Source organism: Sulfuritalea sp. (assembly GCF_017302275.1).
In the GTDB taxonomy this organism is placed as follows: domain Bacteria; phylum Pseudomonadota; class Gammaproteobacteria; order Burkholderiales; family Rhodocyclaceae; genus Sulfuritalea.
In genome coordinates this window covers 26,571-39,952 of the sequence record NZ_JAFLDR010000025.1, presented here as the reverse complement: position 1 = coordinate 39,952, position 13,382 = coordinate 26,571, and the positions used below count along the sequence as shown (strand labels likewise).

The following is a 13,382-nucleotide window of genomic DNA, read 5'->3' as shown; positions in this document are numbered from 1 at the left end:
ACTTCAATTCAAGACCCTCTCAGCTCAGCTTGCCGTGGCAGTGCTTGTATTTCTTCCCGCTGCCGCAGGGACAAGGATCGTTGCGACCGACCTTGGGTCCCGGCCGCTCCACCGGCTGAGCCGAATTCGGCGTGGCAGTACCGAGCGCCTCGTCGTAATTGGCGTGGTGGTACTGGACGTTCTCGAGTTGGGGCGGCGCCTCGGCTTCCTCGATCTGTTCCTCGTTGCGGACTTCGACCGTCATCAACAACTTCGAAACTTCGCTGCGGACCGTCTGCAGCAGGCCCTCGAACAGCTGGAAGGCCTCGCGCTTGTATTCCTGCTTCGGATCCTTCTGCGCATAGCCGCGCAGATGGATGCCCTGGCGCAGGTGGTCGAGTGCCGACAGGTGCTCGCGCCAGTGGGTATCGAGGCTCTGCAACATCACGTTGCGCTCGAAGCCGGACCATGCGGCGGCGTCGACCAGCGTGGTCTTCTCCGCATAGGCCGCGTCACCCGCGTCCAGCAGGCGCTTGAGGATTTCGTCGTCGCCGAGCTGCGGTTCCGCCCTGATCCATTCGCCGACAGGCAGTTTCAGGTGCAGCTCGGATGCCAGCGAGGCTTCGAGGCCAGCGACGTCCCACTGCTCCTCGACGCTTTCGGCCGGAATGTGGATGCGGAAGGTATCGTGAATCTGGCGCTGGCGCATGGCGGCTATCGTCTCGGCGATGTCTTCGCTGTCGAGCAGCTCGTTGCGCTGCTGGTAGATCACCTTGCGCTGGTCGTTGGAGACGTCGTCGTACTCGAGCAGTTGCTTGCGGATGTCGAAATTGCGCTGCTCGACCTTGCGCTGCGCCGATTCCAGCGACCGGCTGACCAGCGGATGCTCGATGGCCTCGCCCTCGGGCATCTTGAGGCGCACCATGATGGCATTGAGGCGTTCGCCGGCGAAGATCTTGAGCAGCGGATCATCCAGCGCGAGGTAGAAGCGCGAGGAACCGGGGTCACCCTGGCGTCCTGAACGGCCGCGCAGCTGGTTGTCGATGCGGCGCGACTCGTGGCGTTCCGAGCCGATGATGTGCAGGCCGCCGGCCGCCAGCACCTGGTCGTGCACCTTCTGCCATTCGGCCTTGAGCGCGCCGGTACGCGCGGCCTTCTCGTCCGGGCTCAGGGATTCGTCGTCGCGGATGGCGTTGGTCGGCTTTTCGATGTTGCCGCCGAGCACGATGTCGGTGCCGCGACCGGCCATGTTGGTGGCAATCGTGATCATGCCTGGGCGGCCGGCCTCGGCCACGATCTCGGCTTCGCGCGCGTGCTGCTTGGCGTTGAGTACCTGGTGCGACAGCTTCTCCTTCTGCAGCAGCCCGGAGAGCAGCTCGGAATTCTCGATCGAAGTGGTGCCAACCAGCACCGGCTGCCCGCGTTTGTGGCAGGCGCGGATATCCTCGATGATCGCCTTGTATTTTTCCGCCGCGGTGCGGTAGATCTGGTCGTTCTCGTCCTTGCGGATCATTGGCCGGTTGGTGGGGATCACGACGGTTTCCAGGCCGTAGATCTGATGGAACTCGTAGGCCTCGGTATCGGCCGTGCCGGTCATGCCGGCGAGTTTGCCGTACATGCGGAAGTAGTTCTGGAACGTGATCGAGGCCAGGGTCTGGTTCTCCGACTGGATCGCCACGCCTTCCTTGGCCTCGACCGCCTGGTGCAGCCCATCCGACCAGCGGCGGCCGGCCATCAGGCGGCCGGTGAACTCGTCGACGATCACCACCTCGTTGTCCTGCACCACGTACTGCTGGTCGCGGTGGTAAAGCGTGTGCGCGCGCAGGGCGGCGTACAGGTGGTGGATCAGCAGGATGTTGGATGGCTCGTAGAGGCTGCTGCCTTCGGCCAGCATGCCAAGGCGTGCCAGGATCTGTTCGGCTTTTTCATGTCCTGCCTCGGTCAGCAGCACCTGGTGCGACTTGAGGTCGACGGTGTAGTCGCCGGTATCGGGATCGCCCTGTTCCTTCGCGGCATCGCCACGCGTCAGCAGCGGCGGCACGGCGTTCATGCGAACGTAGAGCTCGGTATGGTCCTCGGCCTGGCCTGAAATGATCAGGGGCGTGCGCGCCTCGTCGATCAGGATCGAATCCACCTCGTCGACGATGGCATAGGAAAGGCCGCGCTGGACGCGCTCCCCGGCGGAATACACCATGTTGTCGCGCAGGTAGTCGAAGCCGAATTCGTTGTTGGTGCCATAGGTGATGTCAGAAGCGTAGGCCGCCTGCTTTTGGTCGTGCGGCATCTGCGACAGGTTGATGCCGACGCTGAGCCCGAGGAAGCGGTAGATGCGCCCCATCCATTCAGCATCGCGACTCGCCAGGTAGTCGTTGACCGTGATCAGGTGCACGCCCTTGCCGGGAATCGCATTCAGGTACACCGCCAGCGTCGCCGTCAGCGTCTTGCCTTCGCCGGTGCGCATTTCGGCGATCTTGCCGTAGTGCAGGACCATGCCGCCGATAAGCTGCATGTCGAAATGGCGCAAGCCGAGGACGCGGCGACTGGCCTCGCGAACCACCGCAAACGCCTCCGGCAGCAAGTCGTCCAGGGACTCGCCCTTGGCGTGGCGGACACGGAACTCCTCGGTTCGCGCGCGCAAGGCCTCGTCGGAAAGCGTCTGGGTGGTCGCCTCCAAGGAGTTGATGCGCACCACGGTCTGCATGTACTGCTTGATCAGGCGGTCATTGCGGCTGCCGAAAATCTTCTTGAGAAAGCCGGTTATCATTTTCATGTCGGTTGGACCGGCTTCAGAGGAAGCCAATGCCCACGAACGTGGGCGTTATGCTGAATCTAAAGCCGGTTATCGTTTTCATATCGGTTGGACCGGCTTCAGAGAAAGCCAAGGCCCGCGAATTGGGACGTTGCGCTGGAAGGAATGCCGGTTATCATTTTTCAGGTCAGTCAGAGGTCGGCATCATGGAAAGCCGATGCCGGCGCAGGCGGGCGTTGGGCTGCGAATTCAAGGGGGCCGCGACCGTAAAACGGGCGGAAAAAACAAGCGGCGATTTTAGCATGCGAGGGAGGACACCCTCCCCTGGCTTCAGTGCCGGCTTGTGGCGGGACGCTGATTCGACTGCGCCATGCGCAGGAAGCGTTCCGGATTCTGCGCCAGACCTCGAATTCTCACTTCGAAATGCAGGTGGGGTCCCGTAGAACGCCCGGTGGACCCGACTTCTGCGATCTTCTGGCCGCGCTTCACCAACTGACCGGCGTTGACCAGAATCTTGGAGGCGTGGGCATAGCGTGTGGTCAGGTCCTTGCCGTGGTCGATCTCCACGAGATTTCCGTATTGCGGATGGCGCTCGGCGCTGACGACGACGCCCGCCGCGGCGGCCTTGATTGCGGTACCCGGCAGCGCGACGAAATCGGCCCCCTCGTGCATCGCCCGTTCCCCGGTAAACGGATCGACGCGCCAGCCGTAGGTCGATGCGTTCCATTGCGTGTCAACCGGCAGGCTGGTGGGCAGCAGGCTCTTGCGGATGCGGTCTTCGAGCATCTGCGATTCGATCATCGAAATCGCGTCGGACTTTGCTTCGAGCTGGGTCGCCAGGGCATCCACCGCCCGTTGCAGCTCGGTCGAGGTCAGCGCGGTCGGCTGCAACAGCGGACCGCCGCGTCCGTCGGCCTTTGCCTCGAAGGCCTTGAGTTCCTGTGGCCTGACCCCGGCGATGCCCGCAAGGCGTTCGCCTATCGTGTCCAGCCGCAGCAACTGCGCCTGCATCTCGCCGAGCTTGATCGCCATCGCGTTCAGGTTCTCGCGAACGAAATCCTTGGACCGCTGCGACTCTTCGGCATTGACCGAGCGCAGCAGGTCCTGCAGGAAGGGCAAGCGGATCTCGGCCGCGTGGCGAACGGTGACATAGGAAAACAGCGACGACAGGAACAGAACCGAAGCAAACATGGCGCCCATGAACATCAGGACATGGCGCCAGGTCAAGGTGATGCTTCTCGCGGTTGCCAGCCGGTCAGAGACGAGAATAATATGCACTCTTCTCTCCCTCCAGGTACGTATCAGTTCTGGCCACTCGTAGAGAGCACGAAAACATGCCGGTGCCGGCCAAAAAACTGAAACTTCAATTTAGATGACAGCGCGCAGTCTCCAGGAACATCTCGACTCCGGTGACAGCTTGGCGCGGCTTGCTGCCCACGCCCAACGCCTGCTCCAATTCCAGCGACTTCTGGAAGCTGCTCTGCCGGAGGCTCTGAGACCTCATGCCCGGGTAGCCAACTTCCGCCTGGGGAAATTACTTATCCACACCGCCAACGGCGCGGTCGCTACGAAAGTCCGTCAACTCGGACCGAGTCTCGCCAGCGAATTATCGAACAAGGACGCGAAGGTTACCCAAATCGAGGTTCGAGTGCAAGCCCGCAACCCAGTTCCACCTCGCAAGATGCACAAGCGCCCTGACCTGCCTGGAAATAAACAGAAGCAAGGACTCACTAATTTGGCTCGGGAACTTCCCGGCGAGTCACCCCTCAAGCGGGCGCTGGAGCGCCTTCTGCTCGCCGTCAAAGAATGATCAGGCGCTCCGCCATCATCAAGACCAGCACCACCAGCGTAAAGACCAGCGCCCATTTGGCGACGCGGCCCGACAGCACAAGGTAGCGCCGATCGCGGGTTACCAGCCAGGCGACGATGCCGCTGCCTATCGTGATCAGGGTGAGAATGCCGATGATCCTGAGCAGGAACATGGGCGCGGTGGCCTTCAGGCCAGTTGGGGATACAAGCGGGCGATGCCGACCGGCGCTTCCGCAACGTTCTGGAAGGTGACCGCCTCCCAGGCCGAGGCGTCGGCCAACAAGGCGCGCAACAACTGGTTGTTCAGCGCGTGGCCGGATTTGTGCGCGGAAAACGCACCAAGCAGCGGATGACCCGCCAGATAGAGATCACCGATCGCGTCGAGTATCTTGTGCTTGACGAATTCGTCGGCATAGCGCAATCCGTCGCTGTTGAGGACACGATACTCGTCCATCACGATGGCGTTTTCCAGGCTACCGCCCAGCGCCAACCCCTGGTCGCGCAGGGATTCGACGTCCTGCATGAAACCGAAGGTGCGCGCCCGCGCCACTTCCCGCAAGTAGGACTGGTCGGCGAAATCGACATGCGCGCGCGAGGCGGCGCGATCCATCGCCGGATGGTTGAAGACAATGGAAAAGTCGATGCTGAATCCATCGTAGGGGGAAAGCTTCGCCCATTTGTCGCCGTCCCTGACTTCCACGGTCTTTTTCACCCGCAGGAACTTCTTCGCCGCCTTCTGCTCCTCGATGCCCGCCGACTGGAGGAGGAAAACGAAGGGCGCGGCCGAACCGTCCATGATCGGCAGTTCCGCGGCGTCGACATCCACATAGATATTGTCGATGCCAAGGCCGGCCAGGGCGGACATCAAGTGCTCGACGGTCGCGACTTTCACGCCGTCCCGCTCCAGGCAGGACGCCAGCCGCGTGTCGCCGACGCCTAGCGCGTCGGCCTTCAGGTCAACCGGCGGCGTCAGGTCGACGCGGCGAAACACCACCCCGGTGTCGGGTTGGGCCGGACGCAGCACGAGCGAAACCTTGACTCCGGAGTGGAGACCCACGCCGGTGGCCTTGACGACAGATTTCAGGGTGCGCTGACGAAGCATCGAATTTCGATTCGCAAGTAAATGGTGCAGGGCCGCAATTTTATCACGAGCACCCGGCCCGGCGGGAGGAGGCGCCCGCCGGACCGGGGATCGGAACGCCTTGCTAGTCCGACTGACGCCGCAGGAAGGCGGGAATGTCGTACTTGTCGACGCCCGACGCCGCCATGGCGTCTGCCTGCGCATTGCGCGGACCGCCACGGGCGCTGCTGGTAACACTGGAAAGGTCGACCGCGACTTGCGCCATCGCAACGTCGTAGACCTGCAGGTTGTCGGTTCCGGTGCGCAAGCCAACGGTTTCTACCACGCTCATCTTCGGCTTGGCCGTCTCGCGCGTCGCAACCACGCCGAGGCCGGTGGCGACCACCGTGACGCGCAACCGGTCTTCCATCCCTTCGTCGAACACCGCCCCGCAGATCACCGTGGCTTCCGGCGCGGTGTATTGGCGGATGGTCCTCATCACCTCCTTGTATTCCCTGAGGCCCAGCGTGGTGCTGGCGGTGATGTTGACCAGTACGCCGCGCGCGCCGGACAGCTCGATGCCTTCCAGCAGCGGACTCGCCACCGCTTCCTCGGCGGCGACGCGAGCGCGATCGACGCCGGCCGAAACGGCGGAGCCCATCATCGCCTTGCCCATCTCGCCCATCACGGTGCGCACGTCCTCGAAATCGACGTTGACCAGTCCGGGCACGTTGATGATCTCGGCGATGCCACCGACCGCGTTGCGCAGCACGTTGTCCGCGGCCTGGAAGGCTTCCAACATGCTGACTTCCTCGCCTAGCACTTCCTCGAGCTTCTCGTTGAGGATGATGATCAGCGAATCGACGTGGCGCGCCAGTTCGGCCACGCCTTCTTCGGCCAGGCGCTTGCGCTTGCCCTCGTACTCGAAGGGCTTGGTCACCACCGCCACCGTAAGGATGCCCAGTTCGCGCGCCACTTCGGCGACGATCGGACCGGCGCCGGTACCGGTACCGCCACCCATGCCGGCGGTGATGAACACCATGTGCGCACCCTGCAGCGCCTCGGCGATGCGGCCGCGATCCTGTACGGCGAGTTCCCTGGCCTTGTCGGGTTTGCCGCCGGCGCCGAGGCCCGGCCCGAGTTGCAGCTTGACGTCGGCGCTGCTCTTCTTGAGCGCCTGCGCGTCGGTATTGCAGCAGATGAATTCGACGCCGCCGACACCTTCGCGAATCATGTGCTCGACCGCGTTGCCGCCTGCGCCGCCCACGCCGACGACCTTGATGACCGTCGAACTTGAATCTCCCTCCGGTGCCCCTACTTCCTCGAGTTCAAACATTTTTCGCCTCCTGAAAAGACCAACCGCTTCAAAAATTTCGGGTGAACCACGCCTTCATCCGCGACAGAACCTGCCCGAAGCTTCTCGGGCTCTGCGTCTTCATGCCACGGTGGCGTTGCGCCACCCCTTCCAGCAACAAACCCATCGCCGTGGAGTAGCGCGGATTGCGCACGTAATCGCGCAAATTGCCGTCGTAATGCGGCATTGCCAGCTTCACGGTGTTGTGAAAAATCTCCTCGCCAAGCTCGGCCATGCCCGGCATCTGAGCGGCGCCGCCGGTGAGCACGATGCCGGCGCGCAACAGGCGTTCCTTGCCGCTGCGCTGCAGCTCCTCCTGCACCTTCTGGAAGATCTCCTCGACCCGCGGCTGGATGAAGCCGGCCAGGGTCTGGCGCGAAAGCTGGGTCGACGGACGGTCGCCGACGCCCGGCACCTCAATCATCTCTTCCGGATCGGCCAGTTGCTGCAGGGCCACGCCGTAGCGGATCTTGATGTCCTCGGCGTCCTGGGTCGACGTACGCAGCGCGATCGCGATGTCGTTGGTCAGCTGGTCGCCGGCGATCGGGATCACTGCAGTGTGGCGAATCGCGCCATGCACGAACACGGCGACATCAGTGGTACCGCCGCCGATGTCCACCAGGCAGACGCCGACGTCCTTTTCGTCCTCCGTCAGCACCGCATAGCCCGAGGCCAGCGGCTGCAGCACCAGGTCGACCACCTCGAGGCCACAGCGATGCACGCACTTGACGATATTCTGCACCGCGGTCACGGCGCCCGTGACCAGATGCACCTTGACGTCGAGCCGCCGCGCGTCCATGCCGATCGGTTCCTTGACGCCGTCCTGGCCGTCGACCGTGAACTCCTGCACCAGCGTGTGCAGGATCTGGTCGTCGGCGGAGATCGACGTGGCATTGGCGGCCTCGATCGCGCGCTCCACGTCGAACTGCGTCACTTCCTTGTCTCGCACCACCGCCATGCCGGTGGAATCCTTGCTCTTGATGTGGCTGCCGGCGATGCCGGTATAGACCTCCCGCACCTTGCAGCCGGCCATCATCTCGACCTCGGCGATGGCGCGCGAGATGGAATTGACGGTGGCTTCGATGTTGATCACCATGCCGCGCTTGAGGCCGGTGGATTCCTGGGTACCGAGTCCGAGCACCCCCAGCCGTCCCTCGGCATCCAGTTCACCGACGATGGCGACGATCTTGGACGTGCCGATGTCGAGGCCGACGATCAGGTCGCGTTTGGCTTCTTTGCTCATGATTGTGGGGCGGCTGCACGCGGCCGCAATGCAAATCCGTTGGGGTAACGCATATCCACCACGCCGATGCCACGCAGGCGGTCACGGGTCACTCTGCCCGCCTCCGCGTAGTGGCGCGCAAATCGGTCGAGGCGATCGGCCAGCGGATGTTTGGCTTGTTCGCGCCCCAACTCCAGCACCACGCCGTCGGCGAGCCTGAGCTGCCATGCCTCGCGGGCAGACAGATGGATGCCGACCAGCGTGTAGCCGGCACCCGCAAGAACCTCGCCGAAGGCGCGGAAGCGTTCGAGAACAAGAACGGCGGAGCCTTCGGGACCGACAAACTGGGGCAGCGCTTCGTCGGACGTGGCCGCGAACACCTCGCCACGCGTGCTGACCAGGCGCGCCTCGCCTTCCTGCGGAGTCCAGCGCGCGACGGCGCGATGTTCCTCGAGTCGCAGTTCGACGCCGTCCGGCCAGATCCGGCGCAGGCTTGCCGACCGCACCCATGGCATGCGCTCGAAGGTGGTGCGGGCGCTATCGAGGTTCACGGTGAAGAAATTCCCGACCAGGGCACTGCGCGCCGCATGCTCGATCTGGGCCCGCGACACGCGGTCCACCGGAGTGGCAACCACCAGTTCGCGCAGTGGCAGGATCGGCAGGCGCTGCAGCGCCATGATGCCGGCCCAGCCCAGGAGCACACCACCCGCCAGCAGCAGGACGTCGGCCAACAGGTTGATCAGCATCGGCCGGTCCCAGAAGCCGTCGCCATTGCCGCGCTCGTTGCGGTTCTTGCCCGTTCCCTTCCCACGCAGGCTAGCCATGACGGGCCTCCGCAAGCAGCTTCAGGACCAGTTGTGGAAAGGGCATTCCGGCCGCCCGCCCCGCCATCGGCACCAGCGAGTGGTCGGTCATGCCCGGCGACGTGTTCGCTTCAAGGCAATACATGCGCCCGGCAGCGTCCAGCATCAGGTCCATGCGCCCCCAGCCGCGACCGCCTAGTACGGCGAAAGCGCGCAGCGCCATGTCGCGCATTTCGGCTTCGCGCGCCTCGCCCAGACCGCTCGGGATCCGATATTCGGTGTCGTCGCGCAGGTACTTGGCCTCGTAGTCGTAGAACTCGGTGGCGGGCACGATGCGGATCACCGGCAGGGCCTCGCCGGCCAGGATGCCCACCGTATATTCGCCGCCGCCGAGAAAGGCTTCGGCCAGCACGCAGTCGTCGTAGCGGACCGCGGTCTCATAGGCTGCTTTCAGGTCGCCGGCCTGCTTGACCTTGGTGATGCCGATGCTGGAGCCCTCGTTGGCCGGCTTGACGAACAATGGCAAGCCGAGGCATCGCTCGACGGCGGCGAAATCGCTGGCGGCATCGAGCACCGCGAACTCCGGCACCGGCAGGCCGACGGCCTGCCAGACCAGTTTCGAGCGCCACTTGTCCATCGCCAGCGCGGAGGCCAGCACGCCGCTGCCGGTATAGGGAATCGCCAGCAGGTCCAGCGCGCCCTGCAGGCTGCCATCCTCGCCGCCGCGTCCGTGCAGCGCAATGAACACGCGCCGGAAGCCCTCGCCGTGCAGCGCTTCCAGCGCCTTGTCGCGCGGATCGAAAGCATGGGCGTCGACGCCGGACGAACGCAGGGCCGCCAGCACGGCTGCACCGCTTTTCAGCGACACCTCTCGCTCGGCCGACTTGCCGCCCATCATCACCGCCACCTTGCCGAATTCCATCAAGACCTTTCCCCGCCCCGCCCCGCCACGCCGACGATGCGCACTTCGCGCGCCAGCGAAACCCCGAACTTTTCCCGTATTTCTGCCTGAATCCGGCCGATTAGCATTTCTATCGCACTCGCACTGGCCGCGCCGTCGGGATTAACGATGAAATTCGAATGCTTTTCGGACACCTGCGCACCATCGATCTGTGTGCCCTTGAGGCCGGCCGCCTCGATCAGCCGCGCGGCATGGTCGCCCGGCGGGTTGCGGAACACCGACCCGGCATTGGGCAGGGTCAGCGGCTGAGTCGCAACCCGCCGCTCCAGCAGTTCCTTCATGCGCGCCTGCGCCGCACCGGCATCGCCCGGCGGGAAGCGGAACCATGCCGCGGCGAATACCTCGTCCGTGGCGCTTTTCAATCCGGCATGCCGATAGCCGACGGCGAAGTCCTCGGGCCCGCGCAGCCGCTTTTCGCCCTGGCGATTCAGCATCAGGACCTTTTCCACGTAGCGCCAGGTTTCGCCGCCATGGCAGCCGGCATTCATCGCCAGCGCACCGCCCACGGTGCCCGGAATGCCGGCGAGAAACTCGGCTTCCGCGCAGCCCCGGCGGCCGACGAAGCGCGCCAGCTTGGGCGATGCGACGCCAGCCTCGGCATAAAAGCTGCCGTCCGGCTCACGGCGCAAAGTGTTCAGGGCGCCATGGGTGAAAATCGCGGTGCCGTCGAAACCGCCGTCGCGCACCAGCAGGTTGCTGCCCAGGCCGACGAGCAACAGGGGCTCGTCGTGACGCAAGCCGCCGAGGAAGGTGGCAAGGTCATCCAGATCGACCGGAAAAAAGGCACGCGCCGCCGGACCGCCGGCGCGCCAGGACACATGTCCGGCCATAGGTTCGTTGCTGCGCAACTCTCCCCTAAATGGCCCGCCCTCCCCCGGCCCCTCCCGCGCGGGAGGGGTGACTTCTTGCTCACTGCGTTCGACGGGTGTTGTCGGTTCAACCATCAATCAGCTTTCCGGGAACGCCGCCGATGGAACCGGCGCCCATGGAGATCACCACGTCGCCATCGCGCGCGGCGGACAGGATCGCGGCCGGCATGGCGGCGATGTCCTCGACGAAGACCGGTTCGACCTTGCCTGCGACGCGCAGGGCGCGGATCAACGCACGGCTGTCGGCAGCGATGATCGGCGCCTCGCCGGCGGCATAGACCTCGCCCAGCAGCAGGCCGTCGACGCCACCGAGCACCTTGACGAAATCCTCGAAGCAATCGCGCGTGCGGGTGTAGCGATGCGGCTGGAAGGCCAGCAGCAGGCGGCGGCCGGGAAAGGCGCCGCGCGCCGCCGCCAGCGTCGCCGCCATTTCCACCGGATGGTGGCCGTAGTCGTCGACCAGCGTGAATTGTCCGCCGCTCGGGCAGGCGATCTCGCCGCAGCGCTGGAAGCGGCGGCCGACGCCGCGAAAATCCGCCAGCGCCTTGACGATCGCCGTGTCGCCGACGCCGACTTCCGTGGCCACCGCGATCGCCGCCAGCGCGTTGAGCACGTTGTGGTGCCCCGGCAGGTTGAGCACGATGGGCAGGCGAGTCACGCTGCCGTTGGTGCGCACGCAGGTGAAGCGCATGGTGCCGCCATCGGCCACCACGTCCTCGGCGCGGAAGCTCGCCTCGCGCTCTATGCCGTAGGTGACGATCTGCTTGGCCACGCGCGGGATGATGTCGCGCACGTTGGGATCGTCGCCACAAACCACGGCGACGCCGTAGAACGGCAGGCGGTGCAGGAAATCGACGAAGGCCTGCTTGAGGCGGCCGAAATCGTGGCCATAGGTCTCCATGTGGTCGGCGTCGATGTTGGTGACCACCGAGACCACGGGCGAGAGGAAGAGGAAGGACGCATCCGACTCGTCGGCCTCGGCGACAAGGAATTCGCCGCTGCCCAGCCTGGCATTGGCGCCGGCCGAATTCAGCCGGCCGCCGATGACGAAGGTCGGATCGAAGCCGCCCTCGGCGAGGCAGGATGCGACCAGGCTGGTGGTGGTGGTCTTGCCGTGGGTGCCGGCGATCGCGACGCCCTGCTTGAGGCGCATCAGCTCGGCCAGCATCTGCGCGCGCGGCACCACCGGCACGTGGCGCTGGCGCGCCATCCGCACCTCGGGGTTGTCTTCCTTGACGGCGGTGGATACCACCACCGCATCTGCCTCCGCGGCGTTTTGCGCGCTGTGGCCGATGGTGATGCGGATGCCCTGCGTCGCCAGGCGGCGCGTCGTCGCGCTGTCGCCGAGGTCGGAACCGCTGACCTCGAAACCCTGGTTCGCCAGCACTTCGGCGATGCCCGACATGCCTGAGCCTCCGATGCCGACGAAGTGGATGCGTTTGACCTTGTGCTTCATTCCGGTTTTCCTTTCCGCGCCAGGTCGGCGCAGGCCTGCGCCACGGCCGCCGTGGCCTCGGGCCGCGCCAGTTCCCGTGCTTTTTCCGCCATCTGCGCCAACTGCCCGCGCGACAGGGTCCGGATCTCGGCCAACCGCTGCGGCGTCAACTGGTCTTGCGGCAACAGGATCGCGGCACCGGCGGAACTCAGGAAGCGCGCGTTGCCGGTCTGGTGGTCATCAACCGCATGCGGAAAGGGCACCAGCAGGCTGGCGACACCGGCCGCGGCCAGTTCGGCCACCGTCAGCGCGCCGGCGCGGCAGATCACCAGGTCGGCCCAGTCGTAGGCGCCGGCCATGTCCTCGATGAAGGCCACGCAATCCGCCTTGACGCCGGCCGAGATGTAAAGGCTTTCCAGCATCGGCAGGTGCTTTTCCCCGGCCTGGTGCACCACCTGCGGACGTTCGTCCTCGGCGATCAGTGCCATCGCCCTGGGCACGGTTTCGTTCAGCGCCTGCGCGCCGAGGCTGCCGCCCACCACCAGGATCCGCAACGGCCCCTGATGCTGCGCGTAGCGAAGAGTCGGCGCCGGCAACACGGCGATTTCGGGACGCACCGGATTGCCCACCCAGCCGGCCCTCGCCAGCGCGCCAGGAAAGCCGGCGAGGATGCGGTCGGCCACTCCGGCGAGAACCCGGTTGGCCAGCCCGGCGACCGAATTCTGTTCGTGCAATACCAGCGGAATGCCGCGCAGCGAGGCCATCATGCCGCCCGGGAAGCTGACGTAGCCGCCCATGCCCAAAACCACGTCGGGCCGGATGCGCTTGAGCTGCGACCAGGCCTGGCTGAAGCCACGCAACAGGTTCACCGGCAGCAGCAGTTTGCGCAGCAAACCCTTGCCGCGCAGCGCGGTGAAATTCACCCAGGCCATCTCGTAGCCGCGCCCGGCGGTCAGCTTCGCCTCCATGCCATCCGGATTACCCATCCAGGCGATCTTCCAGCCCCGCGCGCGCAAATGCTCCGCCACCGCCAGCCCAGGCATGATGTGGCCGCCGGTGCCGCCGGCCATGACGAGCAGGGTATGGCTCATTGAACTGCCCTCCCCCCAGCCCCCTGCCCAAGGCAGGGGGTGACGGCGGT

General features: G+C 65.1%; 12 protein-coding genes. 1 reads left to right on the top strand and 11 read right to left on the bottom strand.

Features of this window, described 5'->3' with window-relative positions:
* Positions 1-19: 19 nt before the first annotated feature.
* A complete protein-coding gene (gene secA / locus J0M27_RS13990; protein WP_294992833.1) occupies positions 20-2,743 on the bottom strand; it encodes a preprotein translocase subunit SecA in 2,724 nt (907 codons plus the stop codon).
* Positions 2,744-3,058: 315 nt separating this feature from the next.
* Positions 3,059-4,006 (bottom strand): M23 family metallopeptidase, encoded by a 948-nt coding sequence (locus tag J0M27_RS13985; protein WP_294992786.1) that lies wholly within the window; start codon positions 4,004-4,006, stop codon positions 3,059-3,061.
* A 94-nt stretch (positions 4,007-4,100) separates the two neighbouring features.
* Here J0M27_RS13985 and J0M27_RS13980 point away from each other — a divergent pair, with 94 nt between their 5' ends.
* Positions 4,101-4,538 carry a DciA family protein gene (locus J0M27_RS13980; RefSeq protein ID WP_294992784.1) on the top strand — a complete coding sequence of 146 codons (438 nt, stop codon included), beginning with the start codon at positions 4,101-4,103 and terminating at the stop codon, positions 4,536-4,538.
* Here the strand turns inward: J0M27_RS13980 and J0M27_RS13975 are convergent.
* From J0M27_RS13975 to murG, 9 genes are all read right to left on the bottom strand, one after another.
* Positions 4,528-4,710, bottom strand: coding sequence for a hypothetical protein (locus J0M27_RS13975; protein WP_294992781.1), 183 nt, complete (start codon positions 4,708-4,710; stop codon positions 4,528-4,530). The two genes, J0M27_RS13980 and J0M27_RS13975, sit on opposite strands and share 11 nt — an antisense overlap.
* Before the next feature lie 14 nt (positions 4,711-4,724).
* Entirely contained in the window at positions 4,725-5,639 is a 915-nt protein-coding gene (gene lpxC / locus J0M27_RS13970) for a UDP-3-O-acyl-N-acetylglucosamine deacetylase (RefSeq protein ID WP_294992778.1), read from the bottom strand.
* Between the two features lie 103 nt (positions 5,640-5,742).
* A complete protein-coding gene (ftsZ, locus tag J0M27_RS13965) occupies positions 5,743-6,933 on the bottom strand; it encodes a cell division protein FtsZ (RefSeq protein ID WP_294992776.1) in 1,191 nt (396 codons plus the stop codon).
* A gap of 28 nt (positions 6,934-6,961) precedes the next feature.
* Entirely contained in the window at positions 6,962-8,194 is a 1,233-nt protein-coding gene (gene ftsA / locus J0M27_RS13960; RefSeq protein ID WP_294992773.1) for a cell division protein FtsA, read from the bottom strand.
* Entirely contained in the window at positions 8,191-8,997 is an 807-nt protein-coding gene (locus J0M27_RS13955; RefSeq protein ID WP_294992770.1) for a cell division protein FtsQ/DivIB, read from the bottom strand. The genes ftsA and J0M27_RS13955 overlap by 4 nt, the downstream gene beginning before the upstream one ends.
* The gene (locus tag J0M27_RS13950) at positions 8,990-9,898 is read right to left on the bottom strand and encodes a D-alanine--D-alanine ligase (RefSeq protein WP_294992768.1); all 909 of its coding nucleotides are present in this window, start codon (positions 9,896-9,898) and stop codon (positions 8,990-8,992) included. The genes J0M27_RS13955 and J0M27_RS13950 overlap by 8 nt, the downstream gene beginning before the upstream one ends.
* A complete protein-coding gene (gene murB, locus J0M27_RS13945) occupies positions 9,898-10,785 on the bottom strand; it encodes a UDP-N-acetylmuramate dehydrogenase (RefSeq protein WP_294992765.1) in 888 nt (295 codons plus the stop codon). Before murB ends, J0M27_RS13950 begins: the two co-directional genes overlap by 1 nt.
* 88 nt (positions 10,786-10,873) lie before the next feature.
* A complete protein-coding gene (gene murC / locus J0M27_RS13940; protein WP_294992762.1) occupies positions 10,874-12,262 on the bottom strand; it encodes a UDP-N-acetylmuramate--L-alanine ligase in 1,389 nt (462 codons plus the stop codon).
* Positions 12,259-13,332 (bottom strand): undecaprenyldiphospho-muramoylpentapeptide beta-N-acetylglucosaminyltransferase, encoded by a 1,074-nt coding sequence (gene murG, locus J0M27_RS13935; protein ID WP_294992759.1) that lies wholly within the window; start codon positions 13,330-13,332, stop codon positions 12,259-12,261. Before murG ends, murC begins: the two co-directional genes overlap by 4 nt.
* Positions 13,333-13,382: the final 50 nt, after the last annotated feature.

What these genes read in the sequence shown, in the direction of transcription:
- secA (WP_294992833.1), bottom strand. Translation starts at nt 2,743, where the DNA reads ATGATAACCGGCTTTCTCAAGAAGATTTTCGGCAGCCGCAATGACCGC.
- J0M27_RS13980 (WP_294992784.1), top strand. Translation starts at nt 4,101, where the DNA reads ATGACAGCGCGCAGTCTCCAGGAACATCTCGACTCCGGTGACAGCTTG.
- J0M27_RS13975 (WP_294992781.1), bottom strand. Translation starts at nt 4,710, where the DNA reads ATGTTCCTGCTCAGGATCATCGGCATTCTCACCCTGATCACGATAGGC.
- lpxC (WP_294992778.1), bottom strand. Translation starts at nt 5,639, where the DNA reads ATGCTTCGTCAGCGCACCCTGAAATCTGTCGTCAAGGCCACCGGCGTG.
- ftsZ (WP_294992776.1), bottom strand. Translation starts at nt 6,933, where the DNA reads ATGTTTGAACTCGAGGAAGTAGGGGCACCGGAGGGAGATTCAAGTTCG.
- ftsA (WP_294992773.1), bottom strand. Translation starts at nt 8,194, where the DNA reads ATGAGCAAAGAAGCCAAACGCGACCTGATCGTCGGCCTCGACATCGGC.
- J0M27_RS13955 (WP_294992770.1), bottom strand. Translation starts at nt 8,997, where the DNA reads ATGGCTAGCCTGCGTGGGAAGGGAACGGGCAAGAACCGCAACGAGCGC.
- J0M27_RS13950 (WP_294992768.1), bottom strand. Translation starts at nt 9,898, where the DNA reads ATGGAATTCGGCAAGGTGGCGGTGATGATGGGCGGCAAGTCGGCCGAG.
- murC (WP_294992762.1), bottom strand. Translation starts at nt 12,262, where the DNA reads ATGAAGCACAAGGTCAAACGCATCCACTTCGTCGGCATCGGAGGCTCA.
- murG (WP_294992759.1), bottom strand. Translation starts at nt 13,332, where the DNA reads ATGAGCCATACCCTGCTCGTCATGGCCGGCGGCACCGGCGGCCACATC.